Raw genomic sequence first — 23965 nt, 5'->3', positions numbered from 1 at the left:
TCGATGAGCGACACGACCGACAAGGCCTCCCCGGCCGTCCCCGAGGGCCAGGACCAGGACCTGGGCGCCGCCGGTTCCCACCTCTCCACCGCACCCGTCGAGGACGCCCCGAACCTGCCGTCGCTCGGCGTCGTCGGCTGGGTCCGCTGGTTCTGGCGGCAGCTCACCTCGATGCGGGTGGCGCTCCTGCTGCTCCTGCTGCTGTCGCTCGGCGCGATCCCCGGCTCGCTCATCCCGCAGACCGGCATCGACGAGACGAAGGTCGCGGCCTTCCGCCAGGCGCACGAGATGCTCGCGCCCGTCTACGACAAGCTCGGCCTCTTCCACGTCTACAGCTCGGTGTGGTTCTCGGCGATCTACATCCTGCTGTTCGTCTCCCTCATCGGCTGCATCGTGCCGCGCACCTGGCAGTTCGTCGGGCAGCTGCGCGGCCGGCCGCCGGGCGCGCCCAAGCGGCTCACCCGGCTGCCCGCCTACACCACCTGGCGCACCGAGGCCGAGCCCGAGCAGGTCCGCGAGGCCGCGCTCGCCCTGCTGAAGAAGCGCCGCTTCCGCGCGCACCTCGCCGGTGACGCCGTCGCCGCCGAGAAGGGCTATCTGCGCGAGGTCGGCAACCTCGCCTTCCACATCGCGCTCATCGTGATGCTGGTCGCGTTCGCCTGGGGCCAGCTGTTCAAGTCCGAGGGCAACAAGCTGATCGTCGAAGGCGACGGCTTCTCCAACACCCTCACCCAGTACGACGACTTCAAGTCCGGAAACCTCTTCAGCCAGGACGACCTGGACCCGTTCAGCTTCACCCTGAAGGAGTTCAAGGGCACCTACGAGGCGACCGGCCCCAACCGCGGCACACCCCGCACCTACGAGGCCGACCTCACCTACAGCGAGGGCGCCGACGGCCGGGAGAAGAAGACCACCGTCAAGGTGAACGAGCCGCTGGAGATCGGCGGCTCCAAGGTCTACCTCGTCAGCCACGGCTACGCCCCCGTCATCACCGTCCGCGACGGCAAGGGCAACGAGGTCTTCCACGACGCCGTGCCCCTCCTTCCGCTCGACGGGAACGTCACCTCCACCGGCGCGATCAAGGTCATGGACGGCTACCGGGACGCCAAGGGCGAGCGCGAGCAGCTCGGCTTCCAGGCCTTCCTCCTGCCCACCTATGTCCCGGGCAACGAGCTCGCCTCGCAGTTCCCCGCGCTGCTCAGCCCGATCATGAACGTCGAGGCCTATCACGGTGATCTCGGTGTCGACTCGGGCCTCCCGCAGAGCGTGTACCAGCTGGACAAGAAGCACCTGAAGGGGTTCAAGGACGGCAAGGGCGCGCAGCTCAGGAAGAACCTGCGGCCCGGCGAGACCCTGACCCTCCCGGGCGGCGCCGGCTCGATCACCTTCGAGAAGGAGATCAAGGAGTGGGCCGGCTTCCAGGTCGCCCGCCAGCCCGGCAGCGGCTGGGCGCTCGCCGGCGCCCTCGCGGCGATCTTCGGTCTCGCCGCCTCCCTCTTCATCCAGCGCCGCCGGGTCTGGGTGCGGGCCGCCACCGGTGACGACGGCCTCACCGTCGTCGAGATGGCCGGCCTGGGCCGCAGCGAGTCCGCGAAGGTGCCCGAGGAACTTGGCGACCTCGCCGGGATCCTCTACGACCTGGCCCCCGGGGCAGCCGCCCCCGAGGACACCGACGACTCCTCCGATACCCCCGACCCCCAAGCCGTACCTGCCGAAGGGGCTGAGAAGTGACTCTCGCCGCCGCAACCGATCTGGCCGCCGCCACCAACGAGAACCTGGCCAGTGTCAGCAACACGCTGATCTACTCGTCGATGGCCGTCTACACCCTGGCCTTCTTCGCGTACATCGCCGAGTGGCTCCTCGGCAGCCGCAGCAAGGTCGGCCGCACCGCCGCCGCGCTCACCCCCGCCACGTCCGCCCAGGCCGCGGCACCCGCCGTCACCGTGACCAAGGGCGGCTCCACGGCCGTGCTGGAGCGGCCGAAGGTCGTCGTGCGGGCCGCCGCCGGGCAGCGGGACGTGCCGGACGGGCCCGGCGCGCACGGCGGGGACGAGCAGGGCGACCTCTACGGGCGTATCGCCATCTCCCTCACCGTCCTCGCCTTCCTCGTCGAGTTCGGCGGGGTGCTCACGCGGGCCCTTTCGGTGCAGCGGGCGCCGTGGGGCAACATGTACGAGTTCAACATCACCTTCTCCACGGTCGCCGTCGGCGTGTACCTGGGGCTGCTCGCGCTGAAGAAGAACGTGCGCTGGCTCGGGCTGTTCCTGATCACCACGGTCCTCCTCGACCTCGGTCTCGCCGTCACTGTCTTGTACACCGCCAGTGACCAGTTGGTTCCCGCCCTTCACTCGTACTGGCTGTACATCCACGTCTCCACGGCGATCTTCTGCGGCGCGGTGTTCTACGTCGGCGCGGTCTCCACGCTGCTGTACCTCTTCAAGGACGGCTACGAGACCAAGCTCGCGAACGGCGGCACGCCCGGCCGCTTCGCGAACTCCGTCCTGGACCGGCTGCCGTCCTCGGCGTCCCTGGACAAGTTCTCCTACCGCGTCAACGCGGCCGTCTTCCCGCTGTGGACGTTCACGATCATCGCGGGCGCCATCTGGGCGGGCGACGCGTGGGGCCGCTACTGGGGCTGGGACCCCAAGGAGACCTGGTCCTTCATCACCTGGGTCGCCTACGCCTGCTACCTGCACGCCCGCGCGACGGCCGGCTGGAAGGGCCGCAAGGCCGCCTACCTGGCCCTGGTCGCCTTCGGCTGCTGGCTGTTCAACTATTACGGCGTCAACATCTTCGTCTCAGGCAAGCACTCCTACGCCGGCGTCTGAGCCGCGGCGGGCCGGCGCCGCCCACGGGTGCGCGCCGCGTCCCGCGGGGTCAGGCTGGTGTCATGACCGGTTCGATAGAACAGGGCACCAGCCAGGCCCACGGGAACACGCACATCCTGCACTTCCTGGTGCGGCTGCCCCGTCCGATGGACGCCGTCTGGCCCTACCTGGCGACCGGCGACGGCCTCGCGTCCTGGTGCACCCCGGCCGACGTGCTCGAACCCCGGCTCGGCGGCACGGTCGACCTGGGTGAGCTGGGCAGCGGGCGGATCACCGCCTGGGACGTGGACCGGGTCGCCGAGTACACGGGGGACCGGGGCCGGGTCAGGTTCCACCTGGAACGGGACGGCGAGGACGGGGCGGCGCTGCGCTTCACCCACGAGTTCCAGGGCGAGGCCGAGACGGAGCAGCGCTGGCGGTCCCGCTTCGAGCGGCTGATCGAGCGCCTGGCGCGCGGCTAGCCGCGCGTCACCCGTCCCCCTCCCCGATGTCCTCGTTCCACAGGTCGGGACGACAGGCGACGAAGGCGCGCATCAGCCCGACGCACTCCGGATCGTCGAGGAGCACGATCTCCACACCGTGCCCGGCCAGCCAGTCGTGCCCGCCCCGGAAGGTGACCGCCTCGCCGATCACCACCCGTGAGATGCCGAACTGCCGGACCAGCCCCGAGCAGTACCAGCACGGCGACAGCGTCGTCACCATGGTCGTGCCCCGGTACGACCGCTTCCGGCCCGCCGCCCGGAACGCGGCCGTCTCCGCGTGCAGCGACGGGTCACCGTCCTGCACCCGCCGGTTGCGGCCCCGCCCGAGCAGCGCCCCGTCCGCCCCGTACAGCGCCGCGCCGACGGGGATGCCGCCCTCGTCGAGCCCCGCCCGCGCCTCCGCGAGCGCGGTCCCGAGCCACCGCCGCGCCTGTGCCTGATCCATCCCCTCACTGTCCTGCGCACCGACGCCCCCGGCAACGGTGCGAAAACCCCGCGCTCCGCGCCCGGCCCGCCGCTACGCTCGCCCGCACGCCCGTTCCCGCCGAGAGGAGCAGCCCGTGCGTCCCCTGCTCTACCTCGACGTCGACGGCCCGCTGAACCCGTACGCGGCCCGGCCCGAGCGCCGTCCCGAGGGCTATACGACCCATCGCCTGAGGCCCGAGGGGTGGCCGGCGCGGTACGGCGACACCCCCACGCGCCGGATCAAGCCCCTGCGGGTGTGGCTCGATCCCGGCCACGGTGGCCGGCTGCGGGAGCTGGCCGGGCTGTACGAGCTGGTGTGGGCGACCACCTGGGGAGCGGAGGCGAACACCTTCATCGCGCCGGTCCTCGGCCTGCCCGAACTCCCGGTGGTGGAGTGGTCCGGCGCGGACGGCGGGCGGGCGGACGGCACGTTCTGGAAGACCGGTCCGCTGGTCGCGCACGCGCGGGGCCGCCCCTTCGCCTGGGTCGACGACGAACTCCGCGCGGCCGACCAGGACTTCGTCGCCGCGCGGCACGACGCCCCGGCGCTGCCGCACCGCGTCGACGCCCGACTCGGCCTGCGGGAGCCGGACTTCGCGGCGCCGGCCGCTTTCGCCGGGGACGTGGGGCGGTAATTCGGTGGCGGGGACCCGGTCGGCGGTGTTGGGTGACGGGGCCCGGCCGGTCACAGGGACGCCGGGGGTGAGGAGTGCCGGTGGGACGGTTGGGGCGGGCCTGGCGGGTGGCCGAACTGCGGCAGCGGGGCGGGGTGCTGGCGGCCTTCGTGGCCGCCTGCTGCGAGGACGGTGAGCGGGCGCGTGCGGCGCGGGACCTGGGGGCGCGTCTGGCCGCGTACGGCCCGGCCGACCGGTGGGAGGCCGAGAAGGCCGTGGCGACGCTGGAGCGGTGGGCCGACGCCCTCGAGGACCACCCGTACCACCCGGGCGTCCCCCGCCCCGACGAGAGCGACCGGCAGACGCGCGACCACTTCAAGGACGTCCAGCGCGACCGCCTGACGGTCGCGGCCCGCGACTGGCGGGCGGGGGCGCGGCTCTCCCTCGACGTGTACCTCGGTCAGCTGCGCCGGCTGCGCGGCCTCGACCCGTGCGTCCGGGAGGACGCGTACTACCTCTACGGCCGCGGCACGATGGCCCTGGACCTCGGCGACCGCGCGACCGCGGCGCGCGAGACGGCCCGTCTGCGGGAGCTGCGGGACGCCCACGCCTGCTGACCCGGTGCTCTACGGCTCGGTGCCCGGTCCGCGCACCGCCAGCCAGATCCGGTCCGGCAGGACGCGTGCCGCCTCGTCGAGGTCGACGTCGCCCAGGTCGGACAGCCAGCGGCGCGCGGTGGCGACGACCGGGCCGAGGACCAGGCTCTCGAACAGCGGCGCCGGAAGGTCGGCGAACTCGCCGGACGCGACGCGCGGCGCCACCCACAGGGCGAGCGGCGACAGCCTGGCCTCCTGCGCGTCCCTCAGTTCCCTGGCGCGGGTCATGCCGTGCCGGTTGGTGTCGGAGGCGTGCAGGAAGAGGGCCGCGTCCCGGTGCTCCCGGATGAAGTCGAAGTACGCCTCCACGAGGGCGCGGATGCCGTTCCGGGCGTCGTCGTCCGCGGTGAGGGCGGTGACCATCCGGCTCAGCAGCACCCCCAGCCAGCGCTCGGCGAGCGCGGTGAACAGGCCGTCGAGGCTGCCGAAGTGGTGGTAGAGGCTGCCGAGGCTGACCCCGCTGCGCTCCAGGACGGCCTTGACCGTGAACCCCTGGAGGCCCTCGGCGGCATACACGTCGAGCGCTGCGTCCAGAAGCCGCTCGGCAGTGATCTCACCGCGCTGTTGCTTGGGGCTCATGGACGGCTGTCCCTCGGGATCGTTCGTGACGGGTGGCCGGATCCGCATCCTAGTCCAGAATTGAATTCTAGATAAGTCTTCTAGAAAAGGGTTCCAATCGTGGTAGTCATGGGCTCACACTGTGTGCCTGGCCACCGAGGCGCCCGGGGGGACGCCTCGGTGGCCCCGTCGTCCCGCCGTCGAGCGGGAACAGTAAAGGGAGCCGAGAGATGACCGAAGTGGAACTGGTGGCCGCGGCACTGGCCGCGGGGGCGTCGGCGGGCCTCACGGACACCGCGCGCGGCGCCGTGGCCGACCTGTACACCTCGCTCCGGGAGGCCGTGCGGCGGTGCCTGGACCGGGGCGCGGTGCCCGGCACCCGCGTGCTGGACGCTCCCGACGAGGACGCCGGGGCCTGGCAGGCCCGCCTGGTCGCCGTGCTGACGGACTCCGGGGTGGAACGGGACCCCGCCGTCCTCGCCGTGGCCCGCGCGCTGCTCGACGAGACGGGGCGGCCGGGCCGGATCACCGTGGACGCCTCGGGCGCGCGCGGCGTGCAGATCGGCGACGGCAACGAGCAGCACAACACGTTCCACTGACCGGACCGCCCGCCATGTCCGACGACGAGCGCCGCACCGACGTCCGTGCCCCCGGCACCCGGGGCATGCAGGTCGGCGACCACAACACCCAGCACAACACGTTCGTGCTCACCGCCGGCGCCCTGGCGGTGGCCGCCGTCATCGGCACGGCGGTGCTCACGTTCACGTTCCAGGGGTGGGACGGCGACGACGGCAAGCCCTCGCCGGGCCCCACCGCCAGCCTCTCCGCGCGGCGCCCCACCCGTCCGGAGGAGCCCTCGCCGACCCCCACCGAGACCCCCACCACGGAGCCGCCGTCCACGCCGGCCGTGACCGGGGACCCCGGCGAGAGTCCGTCCGGCAGCCCCTCCTTCGACCCCGCGACGCTGGACGACGAGGACACCGACCGCACCCCGGTCACCGTGGCTGCGCTGCTGCCGGACTCCTTCACCGACGCCAAAGGGGTCCGTTACACGAGGAACAGCGGGTCGGTCCTGACCTGCGGCAGCCTGAGCGCGGACAGCGAGGCGACGGTCGCCCTGGCCGCCGCCGGCTGCGTCGACAGCCCGGTCGTCAGCGGCACATACGTCGACACCGCCCAGAACGTCCTGGTGGTGGTGGAGGTGATGGCGCTGCCCGACCGGGCCGCGGCCGTCGCCGCCCACGCCCGGCTCAAGGGCGACAACACCGGCGGCTGGCGCTACCGCTGCCCGGTCACCGGCACCGGATCCACCGTGTGCCGGTCGAGCGACGCCGTCTCCCGCGCCACCCAGTACGGCTACACCGGGTCGAAGCACCGGTACCTGATCTCGGCGGTGGCCCTCTACGTCGATCTGCGTCAGGACGACAGCGTCAAGTCCTGGCTGGTGACGGCGTCCTCGCGGGGCCTCACCACGGCCGGCCCGCAGAACCACCCGGCGAACAACCCCTGACCGCGGTCCCGGTCAGGGCTCGTCGCGCCTGCTGCCGCCCTCGTCCTCGTCGGGCGTCTTCCCGTCCTCGCCCAGGGACTTGAGGAACTCCGGGTTGTCGTCCGGCGCCACCCACTGCCGGCGCCGGCGGTCCCGCACACCCGACCAGCCGTCGGCGGCCGGGCTGCGCTTCTTGCCCGCGATGAGCCAGGAGATCGAGCCGACCAGCGGGAAGACGAGCACGAGGATCGCCCACAGCGGCTTGGGCATGTGGCGGATGTCCTTTTCCTCCGTGCTGATGCAGTCGATGAACGCGTACACGCTCAGCGCCAGTGGCACGAGGAACATCAGCACCCGGAGCATGGGCCCTCTCCAGTGGAACGGTCGTCGGGCCGGGGGCACGGCCCCCGGGTTCAGGGCCAGGGTAGCCGCTCGGGGATACTTGACCCCATGGCTTACGACGATCTTCGATCCCTGCTCAGGGCCCTGGAGCGGGAAGGCGACCTCAAGCGCGTGAAGGCGGAGGTCGATCCACACCTGGAGGTCGGGGAGATCGTCGACCGGGTGCAGAAGTCCGGCGGCCCCGCGCTCCTCTTCGAGAACGTGAAGGGCTCGTCGATGCCCCTCGCGATGAACGTCTTCGGCACGGACCGCCGGCTGCTGAAGGCCCTGGGGCTGAAGTCGTACGCGGACATCTCCGACAAGATCGGCGGGCTGCTCAGACCCGAACTGCCGCACGGGTTCGTCGGGGTGCGCGAGGCGTTCGGCAAACTGGGCGCGATGGCGCACGTCCCGCCGAAGAAGGTCAAGGACGCCCCCGTCCAGGAGGTCGTGCTCACCGGCGACGACGTCGACCTCGACCGGCTGCCCGCCCTGTTCACCTGGCCCAAGGACGGGGGCTCCTTCTTCAACCTGGGGCTGACGCACACCAAGGATCCCGAGACGGGCATCCGCAATCTCGGGCTGTACCGCCTCCAGCGGCACGACCGGCGCACCATCGGCATGCACTGGCAGATCCACAAGGACAGCCGCAACCACTACCAGGTGGCGGCCCGCAGGGGGGAGCGCCTGCCCGTGGCGATCGCCTTCGGCTGCCCGCCCGCCGTGACCTACGCCTCCACCGCCCCGCTGCCCGGCGACATCGACGAGTACCTGTTCGCCGGGTTCGTCGCGGGCAAGCGGATCGAGATGGTCGACTGCAAGACCGTGCCGCTGCAGGTGCCCGCGCAGGCCGAGGTCGTCCTGGAGGGCTGGCTGGAGCCCGGCGAGATGCTGCCGGAGGGGCCGTTCGGCGACCACACCGGCTTCTACACCCCGCAGGAGCCGTTCCCGGCGCTCACCATCGACTGTGTGACGATGCGCAAGCGGCCGCTGCTCCAGTCCATCGTGGTGGGCCGCCCGCCCACCGAGGACGGGCCGCTGGGCCGTGCGACGGAACGCTTCTTCCTGCCCCTGTTGAAGATCATCGTGCCGGACATCGTGGACTACCACCTGCCCGAGGCCGGCGGCTTCCACAACTGCGCGATCGTCTCGATCGACAAGAAGTACCCCAAGCACGCCCAGAAGGTCATGCACGCCGTCTGGGGCGCCCACATGATGTCCCTGACCAAGCTGATCGTGGTCGTCGACTCCGACTGCGACGTCCACGACCTGCACGAGGTCGCCTGGCGGGCCCTGGGCAACACCGACTACGCCCGGGACCTCACGGTCGTCGAGGGCCCCGTCGACCATCTCGACCACGCCTCCTACCAGCAGTTCTGGGGCGGCAAGGCGGGCATCGACGCCACGCGGAAGTGGCCCGAGGAGGGCTACACCCGCGACGGCGGCTGGCCGGACATGGTGGAGTCCGACCCGCAGACGGCGGCGAAGGTCGACCGCCGATGGAAGGAGTACGGCCTGTGAGCAGCGCCTCCGCCGCGATCCCGCAGCCCGGACGCACCAAGGCGTTCCTGCGCCTGGTCATGATCGAGCACTCGGTGTTCGCGCTGCCCTTCGCCTACATCGCCGCGCTGACCGCGATGTTCGAGTGGGACGGGAACATCCACTGGGGCCGGCTGCTCCTGGTGACCATCTGCATGGTCGGGCTGCGCACCTTCGCGATGGCCGTGAACCGGATCATCGACCGCGAGATCGACGCCCGCAATCCGCGCACCGCCCACCGCGAGCTGGTCACGGGCGCGATGTCGGTGCGGCACGCCTGGACCGGCGCCCTGATCGCCCTCGTCGTGTTCCTGGGCTCGGCGGCGCTGCTGAACCCGCTGTGCCTGGCGCTCGCCCCCATCGCGGTCGTGCCGATGGCGGTCTACCCCTACGGCAAGCGGTTCACGAACTTCCCGCAGGCCATCCTGGGTCTCGCCCAGGCGATGGGTCCGGTCGGCGGCTGGCTGGCCATCACCGGCTCCTGGTCCTGGGACGCGGTCATCCTCGGTCTCGCGGTCGGCGTCTGGATCGGCGGTTTCGACCTCATCTACGCCTGCCAGGACGTGGAGACCGACCGCGAGATCGGCGTCCGGTCGGTGCCGGCCCGCTTCGGCATCCCGGCGGCGATCTGGGGCGCCCGCGCCTGCCACACCGTCACCACCGCCCTGTTCGTCTGGTACGGCGTCGCGACCGGCGCCGGCGCCTTCTTCTGGCTGGGGGTGCTGATCGTGGCCGGGGCCTTCGTCTACGAGCACACCATCGTGCGCCCGCACGACCTGTCCCGGCTGAACCGGGCGTTCTTCAGCGTCAACGGGTTCATCGGGATCGCCCTGTTCGTGTGCGCGCTGCTGGACCTGCTGCTGCGCGGGCTGACCGTCTGATCCGGCGGTCAGACCGGCAGTTCCCCGCGGGGGCCGGTGTCCCGGCGGCGCAGCACGAACGCCGCCGCCACACCGGCCACCAGCCCCACCAGATGCCCCTGCCAGCTGACGCCGGACTGGGTCGGGGCGAGGCCCGCCAGCATGGAGCCGCCCCACACGGCGGCCACCAGCACACCGACGAGCACGCCGAGCGGGCGGCGCTCCACGAATCCCGTGACCAGCAGGAAGCCGAAGAGGCCGAAGATCAGGCCGGAGGCGCCCGCGGTGTTGGTGCCGGACGGCGATATCAGCCACACGCCCAGCCCGTCGGCGACCACGACCAGGGCGCACACCGCGGCGAACCGGCGGATGCCGCCGAGCGCGGCGAGGAAACCCAGGACCAGCAACGGCACGGTGTTCGCCGCGACATGGGCGAAGCCGAAGTGGACGAACGCCGCCGGGACCACGTCCACCAGCTCGGACGGCGTCCGCGGGACGACCCCGAAGCCGTCCAGCGCGTGTCCGCTCACCACGTCGACGAGCTCCAGCAGCCACAGCAGCGCCACCCAGCCCAGCATCAGCTCGGCCGCCGTCAGCACACGCTCCCCGCGCGACCCCGCGCGCACCGCGTCCCGCACATCTGGCATGGCAACCCCTCCGACTCGTCCCCGAAGGGGAACGCCTGGGCCCCCTTGGTCGGTTCCCACCCCGTGCCGCCGGATAGGCTCGGTGTCGTGAACCCAGCCAAGCCAGGAGAGACGGCCCGAACGCCTTGGATCGTAGGGGTGTCCGGCGCTTCCGGCACCCCATACGCCGCCGCGGTGCTGCGTGCGCTCCTCGACGCCGGGGAGAGCGTCGACCTGGTCGTCAGCCGGGCCTCGCGGCTCACCCTGCTCGACGAGACCGGGATCTCCTTCCGGGACGCCCACTGGCGCGACGACCTGCGCGAATGGCTCGCGCGGGGCGCCGACGGCAAGCCCGGAACCTTCGAGACGGACCTCACCGACGTGCGGTACTGGCCGGCGGGGGACCTGGCCGCGGGACCGTCCTCCGGGTCGTACCCCACGAAGGGCATGCTCGTCGTGCCCGCCTCGACGGCCTGTGTGGCCGGTGTCGCGCTCGGGCTCTCCAAGGATCTGCTCCAGCGGACCGCGAGCGTCACCTTGAAGGAGGGCCGCCGGCTCGTCGTCGCCGTTCGGGAGACCCCCTTGAACGGACAGACGCTGCGGCATCTCGTCACCCTCGACGACGCGGGCGCCGTCGTCGTGCCCGCCTCGCCCGCCTTCTACGCGGGGGCCACGCACATCCAGGACCTGGTGGACTTCGTGGCCGGACGCGTCCTCGACGCGGCGGGGGTGGAGCACCGGCTCTACCGCCGCTGGAAGGGCGAACTCGGCGGTGGCGCCCGCCCCGCCTGAGCGGGCCGCCCCGCGTCACGCGCCCGCGGCCGGGCCCGGCACCTCAGGCAGCAGCACAGCAGCAATCACGTCAGACCTCTTCAGCGGAAGGCTTCGAATCGCATGGACGCGGTGGACAGGCAGCTCATCCAGGCCCTGAGGGAGAACGGCCGGGCCTCCTACGCGGAGCTGGGGCGCCTCGTCGGACTGTCGGGACCCAGCGTCACCGACCGCATCAACCGGCTGGAGGCGGCCGGCGTCATCACCGGTTACCGGGCCACCGTCGACGCCTCCTCGCTCGGCCTCGGCGTCACCGCGCTGATCGGCATCTCGCTGACGGACGCCACCGACCACGAGGACGTGGCGACCCGGCTCAAGGACCTCTCCGAGGTCGAGGACTGCTGGTTCATCGCCGGGGAGGACTCGTACATGCTCAAGGTGCGGGCGACGGACGTCGACGGCCTGGAGAAGATCATCCGGCGGCTCAGCGCGACCGAGGGCGTCTCACGGACCCGTACCACCATCGTGCTCTCCACGAAGTGGGAGAACCGGGTGGGAGAGCTGCCCGAAGAGGTCTGAGGGCGCAGGCGTAACGTGGGGGCGGGCTTCGTGGAAAGGTGTTGGCATGGACGTCGGGCTCAAGCGCGAGCTGGAGGAGAAGGTCCGCTCCGGTGAGCGGCTGTCCCGCGAGGACGGCATCGCGCTGTACGAGTCGGACGACCTGGCGTGGCTGGGCGGCCTCGCGCACGAGGTGCGCACCCGCAAGAACGGCGACGTCGTGCACTTCAACGTCAACCGGCACCTCAACATGACAAACGTGTGTACGGCCTCCTGCGCGTACTGCTCCTTCCAGCGCAAGCCGGGGGAGAAGGACGCGTACACGATGCGCATCGAGGAGGCGGTCAAGCTCGCCAAGGCGATGGAGGGCGAGAACCTCACCGAGCTGCACATCGTCAACGGGCTGCACCCGAACCTGCCGTGGCGCTACTACCCGCGCTCGCTGCGTGAGCTGAAGGCCGCGCTGCCGGACGTGTCGCTGAAGGCGTTCACGGCGACGGAGATCCACCACTTCGAGACGATCTCCGGGCTGTCCGCCTCCGAGATCCTCGACGAGCTGATCGACGCCGGTCTGGAGTCCCTGACCGGCGGCGGCGCGGAGATCTTCGACTGGGAGGTCCGCCGGCACATCGTGGACCACCGGACCCACTGGGAGGACTGGTCCCGGATCCACCGCCTGGCGCACGAGAAGGGTCTGAAGACCCCGAGCACCATGCTGTACGGCCACATCGAGGAGCCGCGCCACCGCGTCGACCACGTCCTGCGGCTGCGTGAACTCCAGGACGAGACCGGCGGCTTCCAGGTCTTCATCCCGCTGCGCTACCAGCACGACTTCGTGGACGTGAAGGACGGCAAGGTCAGGAACCGCCTCCAGGCCCGCACGCAGATGGCGACCGGCGCCGAGGCGCTGAAGACCTTCGCGGTCTCCCGGCTGCTGTTCGACAACGTCCCGCACGTCAAGGTCTTCTGGGTGATGCACGGCGTGCAGACCGCCCAACTGGCCCTCCAGCACGGGGCGGACGACATGGACGGCTCGGTCGTCGAGTACAAGATCACGCACGACGCGGACAACTTCGGCACGCCGAACAAGCTGACCCGCGACGATCTGCTCGACCTGATCCGGGACGCCGGCTTCCGCCCGGTCGAGCGCAACACGCGTTACGAGATCATCCGGGAGTACGACGGCCCGGACCCGCTGCGCCGGGAGTCGCCGCAGCCGATGCGGGTGTGAGGGGACGTCCGGTCGTCCGTCGGCCGCGGACTGCCGCGGCCCCTGCACCGGGACGCCACCCCGACCGTCCTCGGCGAGGGTGACCGGCACGCGCGTGTGACGCCCTGCCGGCCACGGTGCGTCCGTCGTCGGTTCCGCGCACGCGGGGCGACGGGGAGCGCACGGCGGCCTCCGGCGGTCCGGTGGCCGATCCGCCCGCGCCCTGCGGTAATAGATACAGTGCCTTTGTGCCCCTTACCTTCACCTTCGATCCGGCCGTCACCCCCGCGCTGCGCGACGGCATCCTCGACCTGTGGACCGACGTCTCCGAGGCGGGCGGCGCCGTCGGCTTCGTACCGCCGGTGACACGGGAGGACATCCGCCCCGAACTCGTGCGGCACTTCGTGGCGATGGCGGAGGGGCGCAGCCGGCTCCTGGTGGGCCACGACGCGGCGGGCGCCGTCGCCGCGACCGCGTTCCTCACCTTCAACACGCACCGGCTGATGACCCACTGGGCCTGGCTCTACACCGTGATGGTGCACCCCCGGCACCAGGGCAGGGGCTACGGCCGCGACCTGCTGGCGGCCGCCGAGGACGCGGCCCGGGGCATCGACGGCATCGAGGCGCTGCGGCTCACCTGCCGGGGCGGCCACGGCCTGGAGCGGTTCTACGCCTCCTGCGGCTACAAGGAGGTCGGCAGGGTCCCGGCCGCCATCAGGGTGGCCCCCGGCGACGACCGCGACGACGTGATCATGCTGCTGCCGCTCGGCTGAGTCCCGGACGGGACCGCGCGCACCCCCCTGCAAGATCGGGGCCGGAGCGTGCTTCACTGGACGTCGGCCCTTTTGAACCGGAAGAGTGGATTGAGATGTTCCGCTACACACTGATGCGCCTGGGGATCTTCGTGGGCTGCCTCGTGGTCGTCTGGGGCCTCGTCTACTCCGGCATCGCCCCGCGCGGCCTCGGCGACTCCAACGGCATGTGGGTCCTCCTGCTCGCGCTGGTGATCTCGGCCCCGATCAGCTTCGTCGTCCTGCGCAAGGAACGCGATCGCGCCTCGGCCGGCATCGTGGAGCGCGTCGACCGGATGAAGTCCAACCTGGAGGCGAACCGCAGCCAGGAGGACGAGGTCGACGACGCGGCCCGCGCGCAGGGCTGAGCATGAGCGCGCGGCCCTGAGCGCGTCATGACCCCCACGGACACCGGCCTCCCGTCACCGAGCACCGCGCGGTGGCGGGAGGCCGCGCTCGTCATGACGGCGGGTCTGTTCCCGGGGGCGACGCGCTGATCGCGCGCACCCCCTGGCTCCCGCCGGGCGCCTCGCGGGGCTCGTCCCGCCGCGCGGACGCGTCGAGGGACCACCCTCGCCCTACCGTCCGGTAAGTCCCCTGGTACATCCCCCTTACGCTGATCCGGACCCATGGTGTGGGATGGCTGAAATCACAGCAGGGATCACACCAGGGAATACGCCGGGCCCCGAGACGCGCCCGGCACGTGCAACGCAAAGGGGGAACTGTGGCACGAGGGCGCGCGCAGGCGAGCGCACGACGCGTGGCCGAGGCGGTCGCCTCGGGCACCGATCCACGCAGGGCCGCGCAGGAGGAACTGCGCCGGCAGACAGGCGATCGGGGAGCCCGGCGGGACGGTGGCGACGAGTACGAGGCCCAGGGCTGGAACATCGACCCGGACGACTTCCCGGCCGCCCGGGAGCAGGGCGGCTCGACCGCGACCGTCATGCGGCAGAAGACGGTGCCGCTCGACGAGGCCGGCGAGGCGCTCGGCCGCAGTGAACAGGAGCGCGAGGGCGGCGACGTGGTGCACGCCATCTGCCCGATGGTGCTGCCGAGGGGCCGCTCGTTCCTCTCCATGCTGCCGGTGCTGACCCTGCTCGTCGCGGGTGCCGTGGGCGCCTCGATCGTGGGGGCCGCCGGCGCCGACGTGCTGACCAACCCCCTGTTCGGCGTGCACTACTGGGTCATCTCGCTCGCCGCGGTCGCCTTCGTGTGGTGGCGCCAGGGCATGGTCATGGTGCCCGACGGCTCCCAGGCGCTGATCACCCGGTTCGGCAAGCTGGAGAAGGTCGTCGGGCCGGGCCGGGTCGTGCTGCTGAGCCCTTGGAAGCGGGTGTCGTACATCCTGAACACCACCCGTGAGTACCCGTTCAACGCGCCGGTGCGCGAGGCCCCGACCCGGGGCGGGGTGAAGGCGTCGATCGACCTGTTCATCCAGTTCCGGATCAGCGACCCCACGGAGTTCGTGTACACGCTCGGCGCGGTGCGCGGCTTCGAGGAGAAGCTGAGCAACGCCGTCAGCGAGACGATCCGCAGCCTCATCTACGAGCAGGAGGCCGCCGGTATCTACGACATGGTCGGCGAGGACACCGGCCGGCTCCTGGAGCAGCTCAACCAGCAGTTCCGTCCGGCCGTCGAGCTGACCAACGCCAACATCACCCACGCCGAACCGTCCGACCAGCGCTACCGCATGGACCTCGCGGCACCCGAGATGGTCCGGATGGCCAAGGAGGCGTACACGCACGAGTACGCGCTCCAGCTGCGCAAGGAGCAGGACGAGGGCGACCTGAGCCGTGAACTCGCCTCCAGCCAGGAGACGCTGTCGGCGATCCAGGCCGACATCGCCCAGTACCAGGCGCAGATGGACACGGCCGTGGAGCGTGAGACCAACCGTGCCGAGGCCCTGGCCCGCCAGCGCTACGTCCAGGCCGAGTCGGAGGCGAAGGCCAACGCGGCCCTCCTGGAGGCGCAGGCCCTCGACATCCGCGCGGTGACCGCCGCGGAGGCGCCGGAGATCCTGGAGTACCGCTACCAGCAGCAGGTGCTGGACACCCTGGAGGAGGTCGCCGACCACCTGCCCCGCCTGGTGCGCATCGGCGGCACCTCCGACGGCGCCGGCATCGACTTCCTGGAGCTGGCCCGCGAACTGGTCGGCGAACGCGGCACGGAGCTGTTCAGCGACGCCGACATGGCCGCCGTGCGGGCCCGGCTCGGCGAGGTGTCCGAGCGCATCGCCGCCCGCGAGGAGGAGATCGGCGCGCTGCTGGCCGCCGACCGGCCCACCGTGCCCGACGTGCCCGGACCGGGCGAAGCGACCGACGACATCGCGCTCTCCGAGGAGGCCGCCCAGTGAGCACCGCCCGATCCCACCGCCGGTCGGTCATCTCCGAGGCCGTCGCCCCCTGGACCGACATCGCCCGGCTGCTGCGCGGCGGCGAGGCCGACACCCTGATCCCGGTCATCATCCCCCGGCACCGCCGCCGGGTGTGGTGGATGCTGCCGCTGTGGCTCGGCGTGTACGCCCTGCTCATGGGCGTGATGCTGTCCCTGCACGCGGCCGACGCCGAATCGGCCGCCGGGGACTTCGCCTACGGCACCCTGGCCGGCCTGTCCTACGCCGGTGGCGCCGTGCTGGTGCTGATCGGCGCCCTGTGGTGGTGGCGCTCCTCCATCGTCGAGATCGAGCAGGGCACCCACGGCGTCCTGACCCGCTACGGCGCCGTCGTCCGCACCCTCGACGCCGGCCGGCACTACCTGTGGCACCCGTGGTCCCGGGTGGACTTCGTCGTCGACACCGCCACCGAGATCCCGTACTCGGCGCCCGTGATGGCCTGCCCGACGCAGGAGAACGTGCCGCTGCGCTCGATCGAGTTCTTCCTGAAGTTCCGCATCACCGACGCCGTGCTGTTCGTCCGCACGATCGGCGCGGGCAACTTCGACCTGGTGCTCTCCAGCGCCGTGCAGGACGCCATCCGCCAGCGCGCCCGCAAGATGCGCACCGAGCGGGCGTACGACCTGCGCGGCTCGGACGTGGCCGACATGCAGGAACTGCTCAACCGCCAGCTGTCCGGCTACGGCGTGCGCATCACCGGTTGCAACATCCCGGACGTGCAACTGCCGACGCAGTACCAGCAACACCTGGCCACCCGCGAGCGGGTCGCCAAGGAGCGCACGGCCTACGAGCAGGAGTGGGGCCTGGTCCGCAAGCGCCGCATCGACCAGCTCGGCATGGACATCGAGCGCGCCAAGAAGGTGCGCGACGCCCGGATCGTCGAGGTCAGGGCCGCGCTGAACCGGGCCCGCGAGGAGGTCGCCCAGCTGCTGGAGCAGCAGGAGACCAACGCCCAGCGGGTGCGGTTCGAGATCGAGACGCGGGGCCGCAGCGGCCTGATCGCCGCCGAGAACGAGGCCCGCGCCCAGCGCGCCCTCGCCAAGGCCTACCGGGACAACCGGGCCGTGCTCCAGTACGAGCTGGCGCGGCGCCGCCTGGAGGTGGGCGCGAAGCTCGCCGCGCGGGCCCCGCAGCCGGTGGTCGTGCGCACCGACGGCTCGAGCGCCGACACCTCGGCGCTGTCGACGCTGCTCACCGCGCAGTTGCTGCCGCGGCTGACGGCGCTGCCGGCCGCCGACGTCCAGCCCTGGGCGGACCGGGTGGCTCGGTTCGCCGAGGAGCGCACCGACGACGAGTAGGACGGCTGGTTGGCGACGGGCCGGGCGGGATCTCCGTCCCGGCCCGTACGCTGAGCGCCATGGGTGCCGTGAAGACCAAACGGATGCCGCGGGCCGTCCGTGAGCAGCAGATGCTGGACGCCGCCGTGCGGACCTTCGGCCGGCGCGGGTACATGGCCGCGTCGATGGACGAGGTCGCCGAACTCGCGGGCGTCTCGAAGCCGTTGGTGTACCTCTACCTGAACTCCAAGGAAGACCTCTTCACCGCCTGCATCCGGCGGGAGTCCGCCGCGCTCATCGCGGCCGTCCGGGCGGGCGTGCGGCCCGACCTGCCCGCCGACCTGCAGCTCTGGGACGGGCTGCGGGCGTTCTTCACCCACACCTCGCACCACCCGGACGCCTGGTCCGTGCTGCACCTCCAGGCCCGCACCCACGGCGAGCCGTTCGCCTCCGAGGTCGCCGCGATGCGCGCGGACATCGTCGCGTTCGTCACGCAGCTGATCCTGGTCGCCGCCCGTGAGGCGCACCGCGATCCCGACCTCCCGGAGAGCGAGGTCGCCGGGGTCGCCGAGGCCCTGGTGGGGGCCGCCGAGTCGCTGGCCGACTGGGCCAACACCACACCGGGCGTGAGCGCGCGCCAGGCGGCGGCCACGCTGATGAACGTCGCGTGGGCCGGCCTGGGGGACCTCAGGGAGGGCCGGCGGTGGACGCCGCCGGACGCGGCTCAGGAGGCGGCGAGCGGATAGACCTCCCCGGTCAGGTGGAGGCGGCCCGCGCCGCGCAGTTCGAACCGCCCGTCCCCGGCGCCGTACGTCACCGTCGCCGGCAGCAGCACCGGCGCCCGGAAGCCGGCCCGCACCCGGACCGCGTCCGGGGTGCCGTGCGCGGCCAGACAGCGGGCGACCGTCCACATGCCGTGCGCGATGGCGCGCGGGAAGCCGAACAGGCGGGCGGTGAGCGGGTGCAGATGGATGGGGTTGCGGTCCCCGGAGGCCGCGCCGTAGCGGCGCCCGACGTCCGCGGGGACCTTCCACTCGGCGACCCCGGGCAGCGGCTCCGGCTCCCCGGCGGGCGCCGGGGACGCGGTGCCGTCCGTGTGGTGGCGGGCGAGGTAGTGGCTGGCCGACTCCCACACGAGGCGGTCGTCCGACCGGACCTCGGTGACCACGACCGCCTCGGTGCCCCGGCGGTGCGGCACCAGCCGCTCGACCCGCACCCCGACCTCGTAGGAGCCGGAGGCGGGCAGCGCGGTGTGCCGGGTGATCTCGATGGACGTGTGGACGAGCCCGAGCAGGGGCAGCGGGAACTCCCGCGCGCTCATCAGGCGCATGGCCAGCGGGAAGCCGAGCAGATGCGGGTGGGTGACGGGCAGCGTGCCGCCGTCCTCCGGGAATCCGCACACCCGCTCGTACGCCGCCAGCCGTGCCGGATCGACGCGGACGCCGGGCAGCACGAGCCGGGTCCGGGGGAACTCCGCGTCGGGGCGCGGCCGTTTGAAGGGGGAGAGCACCGCGCCCCGGGCGAGCAGGGCGGGCAGCCGGGGCACACCGGTCAGGACGGTCGTCATCACGCCCCCAGCAGGCTCTGGCCGCACACCCGGACGACCTGTCCGTTGACGGCACCCGACGCCGGGTGCGCGAGCCAGGCGGTCGTCTCGGCGACGTCGGACGGAAGGCCGCCCTGCGCGAGGGAGTTCATGCGCCGGCCCGCCTCCCGGATGAAGAGCGGCACCGCGGCGGTCATCTTCGTCTCGATGAAGCCCGGCGCGACCGCGTTCACGGTCACCCCGTGCTCGGCGAGCGCGCGCGGCGCGAGGGAGCGCACGAGTCCCGCGACACCGGCCTTGCTCGCGCCGTAGTTGGTCTGCCCGGCGTTTCCGGCGAGACCGGCGATCGACGCCGTCGCCACGATCCGCCCGCCGGTGCGCAGGGCGCCGGCCGCGAGCAGCGCGTCCGTGGTGCGCAGCACGCTCGCGAGGTTGACGTCCAGCACCGCGTTCCAGCGTTCGGCGGGCATGTTGACCAGGCGCCGGTCGCGGGTGATGCCGGCGTTGTGGACGAGGACGTCCAGCCCGTCCGGCAGGGCCGCCGCGATCCGCTCACCGGCGTCGGGCGCGGTGATGTCCAGGGCGAGGGCGGTGCCGCCGAGCCGGTCGGCCACCCGCCGGGCGTCCTGCTCGGCCTGTGGCACGTCGAGGACGACGACCCGGGCGCCGTCCCGGGCCAGGGTCTCGGCGACCGCCTCGCCGATACCGCGGGCGGCGCCGGTGACCAGGGCGGTGCGCCCGGCGAGGGGGCGGCCGGGGTCGGCGGGCGGGGTGACCTCCTGCGGGCCGGTCTCGATCACCTGGCCGCTGACGTAGGCCGACTTGGGGGAGAGGAGGAAGCCGAGGGTGGACGCGGCGGCGCGGGCGTCGGTGAGCCGGACGAGGTTGACCGTCCTGCCCCGGCCGATCTCCTTGCCGAGGGAGCGGGTGAAGCCCTCCAGGGCCTGCTGGGCGGCGGCCTGGTGGTGGTCGGCGGGGTCGAGGGGCGCGCCCAGGACGACGATCCGCCCACTCGCCGCCACCGAGCGCACCACCGGGTGCAGGGCAGCGTGCACCTCGGCCAGCGTCTCGACGTCCCGGACCCCGGTGGCGTCGAGCACGACGGCCGCCGGGTGCTCGGCGGGGGTGGTGGTGAGGCCGAGGCCCGCCGCGGTGAGGTCCAGGCCGGACGTGCCGGCCGTGAGCAGCAGCCGTTCGCCGTCCAGTTCGGGCCGTTCGGGCGACCAGCGGCGCAACGGGGCGGGCTGGGGAAGCCCCAGGCGGCGGGTGAGGAACCGGCCGGGGGCGGTCCCCGTGAAGCTCAGATAGCGGTCGGCCATGCGGGACTCCCAGTGCGCTCCAGAACTGACTCGGGAGTAAGGTTACCGGAGGTAAGTCACCGTGGACGTGAGGAGTGAGGCACATGAGCGCCCTGTTGGCCCCGGCGGTCCGGCGCGTCGCGATCATCGGCGGCACGCGCATCCCGTTCGCCCGCTCCGACGGCCCCTACGCCACCGCCTCCAACCAGGACATGCTCACCGCCGCGCTCGACGGCCTGGTCGAGCGGTACGGCCTCGAAGCGCCGGGAGCCGTCGGCGAGTTCGTCGCCGGGGCCGTCCTCAAGCACAGCCGCGACTTCAACCTCGCCCGTGAGACCGTCCTCGGCTCACGGCTCGACCCGCGCACGCCCGCGTACGACATCCAGCAGGCGTGCGGTACCGGCCTCCAGGCCGTCGTCGCCGCGGCCAACAAGATCGCGCTCGGCCAGACCGAGGCGGCGATCGCGGGCGGCGCCGACACGGCGAGCGACGCGCCCCTCGGGGTCAACGACCGGCTGCGCCGCATCCTCCTGGAGGCCCGCCGGGCCCGGTCCCTCGGCGGCCGCGTCAAGGCCCTGGCCGGCGTACGGCCCTCCCACCTCGTCCCCGACATCCCGCGCAACGCCGAGCCCCGCACCGGCCTGTCCATGGGCGAGCACGCCGCCGTCACCGCCCGGGCCTGGGGCATCACCCGCGAGGCCCAGGACGAGCTGGCGGCCACGAGCCACCAGCGGCTGGCCGCCGCCTACGAGCGGGGCTTCTTCCAGGACCTGGTCGTGCCCTTCCGGGGGCTCGACCGCGACCAGAACCTGCGCCCCGGCTCCACCCCGGAGAAACTCGCCGCGCTTGAACCGGTGTTCGGCCTGGACCGGCCCGGCCCCACGATGACGGCGGGCAACTCGACGCCGCTGACCGACGGGGCCGCCGTCGTGCTGCTGGCGAGCGAGGAGTGGGCGGCCGCCCGGGGCCTGGAGCCGCTCGCCCACCTCACCGCCTACGAGACGGCCGCCGTGGACTTCCCGCACGGCGACGTGGCGGACGGCGAGGACGGGCTGCTCATGGCACCGGCGTACGCCGTCCCGCGCATGCTGGAGCGCGCCGGGCTCGGCCTCGGCGACTTCGACCTCGTCGAGGTGCACGAGGCGTTCGCCTCCCAGGTGCTGGCCACGCTGGCGGCGTGGGAGAAGCGGGGCCTGGACCCCGTGGACCGCGCCCGGCTGAACGTCGCCGGCTCCTCCCTGGCCACCGGCCACCCCTTCGCGGCGACCGGCGCGCGGATCGTGGCGACGCTGGCCGCGCTGCTGGCCGGGCGCGGCGGTCCGGGCCGGGGGCTGATCTCGGTGTGCGCCGCGGGCGGGCAGGGCGTGACGGCGGTCCTGGAACGAAGCTGAGGACCCCTCACATAACCTTCGAGGTTGCACATACCCGTCCCCGGACCGCCGCCGAACCCGCACAACGTCCCCACGCCCGCGCCGTAGCATCGCCTGCCTAACCAGCGGTAACCCCTTTCTGCAGGCCTCGGCAGGTGAACACCACGGTGCGCGAGGCACGTACTTCATGCAGCAAGCGATGTCCGCTGCACGCCCGCAGGAGCCGCCCGTGTCCACCCCGCTTCCCTCCTTCGCCCCCTCGGCCGCCTTCGGCGACGCGCCGGGCCCGGCCCTGGTGCGGCCGGAGACCCGGCGGCTGAACGGTGCCGTACGGGAGGCGTACGTGCCGCCGTTCGCCCCGCCCGTGACCCACGGGTCGCTGGCCGACCTGCCCTTCGACAACGCCGACGCGGTGCCGGACGCGGTGGTCCTCAGCCGCCGCGACGCCGACGGGCGCTGGACGGACGTGACGGCGGCCCAGTTCGCCGCGCAGGTGCAGGCCGTGGCGAGGGGGCTGATCGGCGAGGGCCTGATGCCCGGCGACCGGATCGCCGTCATGGCCCGCACCCGCTACGAGTGGACCCTCCTCGACTTCGCCTCCTGGGCCGCCGGACTGGTGGTGGTCCCCGTCTATCCCACCTCCTCCGTCTTCCAGACCCGCTGGATCCTCCAGGACTCCGGCGCCGTGGCCCTGATCACCGAGACCGTCGCCCAGGCGAACGCCATCGGACCCGAACTGGACCGCGTCCCGGACCTGCGCCGCCTGTGGGTGATGGACAAGGGGCACGTGGAGCGGCTGGCGGAGGCGGGGGAGGAGCAGTCCGACGGGGAGGTGGCCGTCCGGCGCGGCATGCTCGTGCCCGACACCCTGGCGACGCTGATCTACACCTCGGGCACCACCGGCCGGCCCAAGGGCTGCGCGCTGACCCACGGCAACTTCTTCGCCGAGGTCGACAACGCCGTCGAACTGCTCTACCCGATCTTCAAGGCGCGGACCAGCGAAGAGGCGTCGGTGCTGCTCTTCCTGCCCATGTCCCACGTGTTCGGGCGGATGGTGGAGGTGGCCTGTGTGCGCGCCCGGGTCCGGCTGGGCCACGCACCGAGCCTGAAGGCCGAGGACCTCCTGCCGGATCTCGCCGCCTTCCGGCCGACCTGCCTGCTGACCATCCCGTACATGCTGGAGAAGGTCTTCAACTCCGCCCGCGCCAAGGCGGAGTCGGGCGGCCGGGCGTCCACCTTCGACCGGGCCGCGAGCGTCGCCGAACGCTACGGCGAGGCGCTGGAGGCCCGCCAGTCCGGCACCGGCCCGGGCCCGGGGACCGCGCTCAAGGCGGCCCGCGCGGTGTACGACCCGCTCGTCTACCGGCGCCTGCGCGCCGCGATGGGCGGCCGGGTGAAGTACGCGATCTGCGGCGGCTCCCCGCTGGGCCGCCGGCTCGCGGCCTTCTACGCGGGCGCCGGCATCGAGGTCTACGAGGGCTACGGGCTCACCGAGACGACCGGCGCGGCCACCGTGACGCCGCCCCTCAAGCCCCGTCTCGGCACGGTGGGCTGGCCGCTGCCCGGCACCCGGGTCCGGCTCGCGGCGGACGGCGAGGTGCTGCTCTCCGGCGGCCACGTGCTGCGCGGCTACTGGGATCCGGCGGCGGGCGGTGTGGTCCCCGCGGCCGCCGACGGCTGGCTGGCCACCGGCGACATCGGTGCCCTGGACGACGAGGGCTATCTGACGATCACCGGCCGCAAGAAGGAACTGCTCATCACCGCGGGCGGCAAAAGCGTCGCCCCGGCCCCCCTGGAGAACTGGCTGCGCTCGCACCCGCTGATCTCGCAGTGCCTGGTCGTCGGCGACCGCCGCCCCTACGTCGCCGCGCTCATCACGCTCGACATGGGCGGCGTCAGCCACTGGCGCCGGATGAACGGCCGGCACCCGGTCCCCGCCGAACTCCTGGTGGACGACCCGGAGGTGCGGGACGTCCTGCAGCGAGCCGTGGACGAGGCGAACAAGCTGGTGTCCCGGCCCGAGTCGATCCGCCGCTTCGCCGTCCTGCCGGTGGACTTCACCGAGTCGGACGGGCACCTCACGCCGTCGATGAAGCTCCGCCGGGACCAGGTCATGCGGGACTTCGCGGCCGACGTGGAGGCCCTGTACGCGGGGTGACCCCCGCCGGGCCACGTCCGCGCCGCCCCGCACGACCGCCCGACCCGCCCTGCCCGCCCCCCTCGGTGGCCATGGCCATCCGGACCCCCACACCCC

25 protein-coding genes are annotated in these 23965 nt (G+C 72.6%); 19 read left to right on the top strand and 6 right to left on the bottom strand.

Features of this window, described 5'->3' with window-relative positions:
• Positions 1-3: 3 nt before the first annotated feature.
• From ACFRAC_RS18685 to ACFRAC_RS18675, 3 genes are all read left to right on the top strand, one after another.
• Positions 4-1731 (top strand): cytochrome c biogenesis protein ResB, encoded by a 1728-nt coding sequence (locus tag ACFRAC_RS18685; protein WP_382924945.1) that lies wholly within the window; start codon positions 4-6, stop codon positions 1729-1731.
• Entirely contained in the window at positions 1728-2828 is a 1101-nt protein-coding gene (gene ccsB, locus ACFRAC_RS18680) for a c-type cytochrome biogenesis protein CcsB (RefSeq protein WP_382924944.1), read from the top strand. The genes ACFRAC_RS18685 and ccsB overlap by 4 nt, the downstream gene beginning before the upstream one ends.
• Before the next feature lie 62 nt (positions 2829-2890).
• Positions 2891-3289 (top strand): hypothetical protein, encoded by a 399-nt coding sequence (locus ACFRAC_RS18675; RefSeq protein WP_382924943.1) that lies wholly within the window; start codon positions 2891-2893, stop codon positions 3287-3289.
• 7 nt (positions 3290-3296) lie between these two features.
• Here the strand turns inward: ACFRAC_RS18675 and ACFRAC_RS18670 are convergent, their stop codons facing one another.
• Positions 3297-3755 (bottom strand): nucleoside deaminase, encoded by a 459-nt coding sequence (locus tag ACFRAC_RS18670; RefSeq protein WP_382924942.1) that lies wholly within the window; start codon positions 3753-3755, stop codon positions 3297-3299.
• Positions 3756-3870: 115 nt separating this feature from the next.
• Here ACFRAC_RS18670 and ACFRAC_RS18665 point away from each other — a divergent pair, with 115 nt between their 5' ends.
• Together ACFRAC_RS18665 and ACFRAC_RS18660 are read left to right on the top strand one after the other, a co-directional pair.
• Positions 3871-4410 (top strand): hypothetical protein, encoded by a 540-nt coding sequence (locus ACFRAC_RS18665; RefSeq protein WP_382924941.1) that lies wholly within the window; start codon positions 3871-3873, stop codon positions 4408-4410.
• Between the two features lie 80 nt (positions 4411-4490).
• Positions 4491-5006: a hypothetical protein gene (locus ACFRAC_RS18660; RefSeq protein WP_382924940.1), complete on the top strand. Its 516-nt coding sequence runs from the start codon at positions 4491-4493 to the stop codon at positions 5004-5006.
• Positions 5007-5015: 9 nt separating this feature from the next.
• On the opposite strand, the gene ACFRAC_RS18655 is transcribed toward ACFRAC_RS18660, so the two are convergent.
• Positions 5016-5624 carry a TetR/AcrR family transcriptional regulator gene (locus tag ACFRAC_RS18655; protein WP_382924939.1) on the bottom strand — a complete coding sequence of 203 codons (609 nt, stop codon included), beginning with the start codon at positions 5622-5624 and terminating at the stop codon, positions 5016-5018.
• A gap of 209 nt (positions 5625-5833) precedes the next feature.
• On the opposite strand from ACFRAC_RS18655, the gene ACFRAC_RS18650 reads away from it, so the two are divergent.
• A complete protein-coding gene (locus ACFRAC_RS18650; protein WP_382924938.1) occupies positions 5834-6202 on the top strand; it encodes a hypothetical protein in 369 nt (122 codons plus the stop codon).
• Between the two features lie 14 nt (positions 6203-6216).
• Positions 6217-7113, top strand: a complete 897-nt coding sequence (locus ACFRAC_RS18645; protein ID WP_382924937.1) for a hypothetical protein — start codon at positions 6217-6219, stop codon at positions 7111-7113.
• Positions 7114-7125: 12 nt separating this feature from the next.
• Here the strand turns inward: ACFRAC_RS18645 and ACFRAC_RS18640 are convergent, their stop codons facing one another.
• Positions 7126-7455: a PLD nuclease N-terminal domain-containing protein gene (locus ACFRAC_RS18640; protein WP_382924936.1), complete on the bottom strand. Its 330-nt coding sequence runs from the start codon at positions 7453-7455 to the stop codon at positions 7126-7128.
• Positions 7456-7542: 87 nt separating this feature from the next.
• On the opposite strand from ACFRAC_RS18640, the gene ACFRAC_RS18635 reads away from it, so the two are divergent.
• Positions 7543-8994, top strand: a complete 1452-nt coding sequence (locus ACFRAC_RS18635) for a menaquinone biosynthesis decarboxylase (protein WP_382924935.1) — start codon at positions 7543-7545, stop codon at positions 8992-8994.
• Positions 8991-9893, top strand: coding sequence for a menaquinone biosynthesis prenyltransferase MqnP (gene mqnP / locus ACFRAC_RS18630; protein ID WP_382924934.1), 903 nt, complete (start codon positions 8991-8993; stop codon positions 9891-9893). Before ACFRAC_RS18635 ends, mqnP begins: the two co-directional genes overlap by 4 nt.
• A gap of 8 nt (positions 9894-9901) precedes the next feature.
• Here mqnP and ACFRAC_RS18625 read toward each other — a convergent pair whose 3' ends face one another.
• Positions 9902-10519, bottom strand: coding sequence for a rhomboid family intramembrane serine protease (locus tag ACFRAC_RS18625; protein ID WP_382924933.1), 618 nt, complete (start codon positions 10517-10519; stop codon positions 9902-9904).
• Positions 10520-10606: 87 nt separating this feature from the next.
• On the opposite strand from ACFRAC_RS18625, the gene ACFRAC_RS18620 reads away from it, so the two are divergent.
• The 8 genes from ACFRAC_RS18620 (at position 10607) to ACFRAC_RS18585 (ending at position 18243) form a co-directional block, all read left to right on the top strand.
• Positions 10607-11290: a UbiX family flavin prenyltransferase gene (locus tag ACFRAC_RS18620; RefSeq protein WP_382924932.1), complete on the top strand. Its 684-nt coding sequence runs from the start codon at positions 10607-10609 to the stop codon at positions 11288-11290.
• A 102-nt stretch (positions 11291-11392) separates the two neighbouring features.
• Positions 11393-11848, top strand: coding sequence for an Lrp/AsnC family transcriptional regulator (locus ACFRAC_RS18615; RefSeq protein ID WP_382924931.1), 456 nt, complete (start codon positions 11393-11395; stop codon positions 11846-11848).
• A gap of 46 nt (positions 11849-11894) precedes the next feature.
• Entirely contained in the window at positions 11895-13058 is a 1164-nt protein-coding gene (mqnE, locus tag ACFRAC_RS18610) for an aminofutalosine synthase MqnE (RefSeq protein ID WP_382924930.1), read from the top strand.
• A 227-nt stretch (positions 13059-13285) separates the two neighbouring features.
• Positions 13286-13810: a GNAT family N-acetyltransferase gene (locus ACFRAC_RS18605; RefSeq protein ID WP_382924929.1), complete on the top strand. Its 525-nt coding sequence runs from the start codon at positions 13286-13288 to the stop codon at positions 13808-13810.
• A 95-nt stretch (positions 13811-13905) separates the two neighbouring features.
• Entirely contained in the window at positions 13906-14196 is a 291-nt protein-coding gene (locus ACFRAC_RS18600) for a DUF4229 domain-containing protein (protein WP_382924928.1), read from the top strand.
• 356 nt (positions 14197-14552) lie between these two features.
• Positions 14553-16181 (top strand): SPFH domain-containing protein, encoded by a 1629-nt coding sequence (locus ACFRAC_RS18595; protein ID WP_382924927.1) that lies wholly within the window; start codon positions 14553-14555, stop codon positions 16179-16181.
• Positions 16178-17518, top strand: coding sequence for an SPFH domain-containing protein (locus ACFRAC_RS18590; RefSeq protein ID WP_382924926.1), 1341 nt, complete (start codon positions 16178-16180; stop codon positions 17516-17518). Before ACFRAC_RS18595 ends, ACFRAC_RS18590 begins: the two co-directional genes overlap by 4 nt.
• A gap of 59 nt (positions 17519-17577) precedes the next feature.
• A complete protein-coding gene (locus ACFRAC_RS18585; protein ID WP_382924925.1) occupies positions 17578-18243 on the top strand; it encodes a TetR/AcrR family transcriptional regulator in 666 nt (221 codons plus the stop codon).
• On the opposite strand, the gene ACFRAC_RS18580 is transcribed toward ACFRAC_RS18585, so the two are convergent.
• Together ACFRAC_RS18580 and ACFRAC_RS18575 are read right to left on the bottom strand one after the other, a co-directional pair.
• On the bottom strand, positions 18222-19064 hold the full coding sequence (locus tag ACFRAC_RS18580) for a MaoC family dehydratase (protein ID WP_382924978.1): 843 nt from the start codon (positions 19062-19064) through the stop codon (positions 18222-18224). The genes ACFRAC_RS18585 and ACFRAC_RS18580 overlap by 22 nt on opposite strands.
• Positions 19064-20362 (bottom strand): 3-oxoacyl-ACP reductase, encoded by a 1299-nt coding sequence (locus ACFRAC_RS18575; protein WP_382924924.1) that lies wholly within the window; start codon positions 20360-20362, stop codon positions 19064-19066. The genes ACFRAC_RS18580 and ACFRAC_RS18575 overlap by 1 nt, the downstream gene beginning before the upstream one ends.
• An 83-nt stretch (positions 20363-20445) precedes the next feature.
• Between ACFRAC_RS18575 and ACFRAC_RS18570 the strand changes: the two genes are divergently transcribed.
• Together ACFRAC_RS18570 and ACFRAC_RS18565 are read left to right on the top strand one after the other, a co-directional pair.
• Positions 20446-21732, top strand: a complete 1287-nt coding sequence (locus ACFRAC_RS18570; RefSeq protein WP_382924923.1) for an acetyl-CoA C-acetyltransferase — start codon at positions 20446-20448, stop codon at positions 21730-21732.
• A gap of 208 nt (positions 21733-21940) precedes the next feature.
• A complete protein-coding gene (locus tag ACFRAC_RS18565) occupies positions 21941-23869 on the top strand; it encodes an AMP-dependent synthetase/ligase (RefSeq protein WP_382924922.1) in 1929 nt (642 codons plus the stop codon).
• Positions 23870-23965: the final 96 nt, after the last annotated feature.

Origin of the sequence: Streptomyces sp. NPDC056628, from assembly GCF_042792555.1 — a bacterium.
Lineage (GTDB): Bacteria > Actinomycetota > Actinomycetes > Streptomycetales > Streptomycetaceae > Streptomyces.
The sequence above is the reverse complement of the archived record's forward strand: the minus strand, read 5'-3'. Positions and strand labels throughout refer to the sequence as shown.

What these genes read in the sequence shown, in the direction of transcription:
- ACFRAC_RS18685 (WP_382924945.1), top strand. Translation starts at nt 4, where the DNA reads ATGAGCGACACGACCGACAAGGCCTCCCCGGCCGTCCCCGAGGGCCAG.
- ACFRAC_RS18675 (WP_382924943.1), top strand. Translation starts at nt 2,891, where the DNA reads ATGACCGGTTCGATAGAACAGGGCACCAGCCAGGCCCACGGGAACACG.
- ACFRAC_RS18670 (WP_382924942.1), bottom strand. Translation starts at nt 3,755, where the DNA reads ATGGATCAGGCACAGGCGCGGCGGTGGCTCGGGACCGCGCTCGCGGAG.
- ACFRAC_RS18655 (WP_382924939.1), bottom strand. Translation starts at nt 5,624, where the DNA reads ATGAGCCCCAAGCAACAGCGCGGTGAGATCACTGCCGAGCGGCTTCTG.
- ACFRAC_RS18650 (WP_382924938.1), top strand. Translation starts at nt 5,834, where the DNA reads ATGACCGAAGTGGAACTGGTGGCCGCGGCACTGGCCGCGGGGGCGTCG.
- ACFRAC_RS18645 (WP_382924937.1), top strand. Translation starts at nt 6,217, where the DNA reads ATGTCCGACGACGAGCGCCGCACCGACGTCCGTGCCCCCGGCACCCGG.
- ACFRAC_RS18640 (WP_382924936.1), bottom strand. Translation starts at nt 7,455, where the DNA reads ATGCTCCGGGTGCTGATGTTCCTCGTGCCACTGGCGCTGAGCGTGTAC.
- ACFRAC_RS18635 (WP_382924935.1), top strand. Translation starts at nt 7,543, where the DNA reads ATGGCTTACGACGATCTTCGATCCCTGCTCAGGGCCCTGGAGCGGGAA.
- ACFRAC_RS18625 (WP_382924933.1), bottom strand. Translation starts at nt 10,519, where the DNA reads ATGCCAGATGTGCGGGACGCGGTGCGCGCGGGGTCGCGCGGGGAGCGT.
- ACFRAC_RS18615 (WP_382924931.1), top strand. Translation starts at nt 11,393, where the DNA reads ATGGACGCGGTGGACAGGCAGCTCATCCAGGCCCTGAGGGAGAACGGC.
- mqnE (WP_382924930.1), top strand. Translation starts at nt 11,895, where the DNA reads ATGGACGTCGGGCTCAAGCGCGAGCTGGAGGAGAAGGTCCGCTCCGGT.
- ACFRAC_RS18600 (WP_382924928.1), top strand. Translation starts at nt 13,906, where the DNA reads ATGTTCCGCTACACACTGATGCGCCTGGGGATCTTCGTGGGCTGCCTC.
- ACFRAC_RS18585 (WP_382924925.1), top strand. Translation starts at nt 17,578, where the DNA reads ATGGGTGCCGTGAAGACCAAACGGATGCCGCGGGCCGTCCGTGAGCAG.
- ACFRAC_RS18580 (WP_382924978.1), bottom strand. Translation starts at nt 19,064, where the DNA reads ATGACGACCGTCCTGACCGGTGTGCCCCGGCTGCCCGCCCTGCTCGCC.
- ACFRAC_RS18575 (WP_382924924.1), bottom strand. Translation starts at nt 20,362, where the DNA reads ATGGCCGACCGCTATCTGAGCTTCACGGGGACCGCCCCCGGCCGGTTC.
- ACFRAC_RS18570 (WP_382924923.1), top strand. Translation starts at nt 20,446, where the DNA reads ATGAGCGCCCTGTTGGCCCCGGCGGTCCGGCGCGTCGCGATCATCGGC.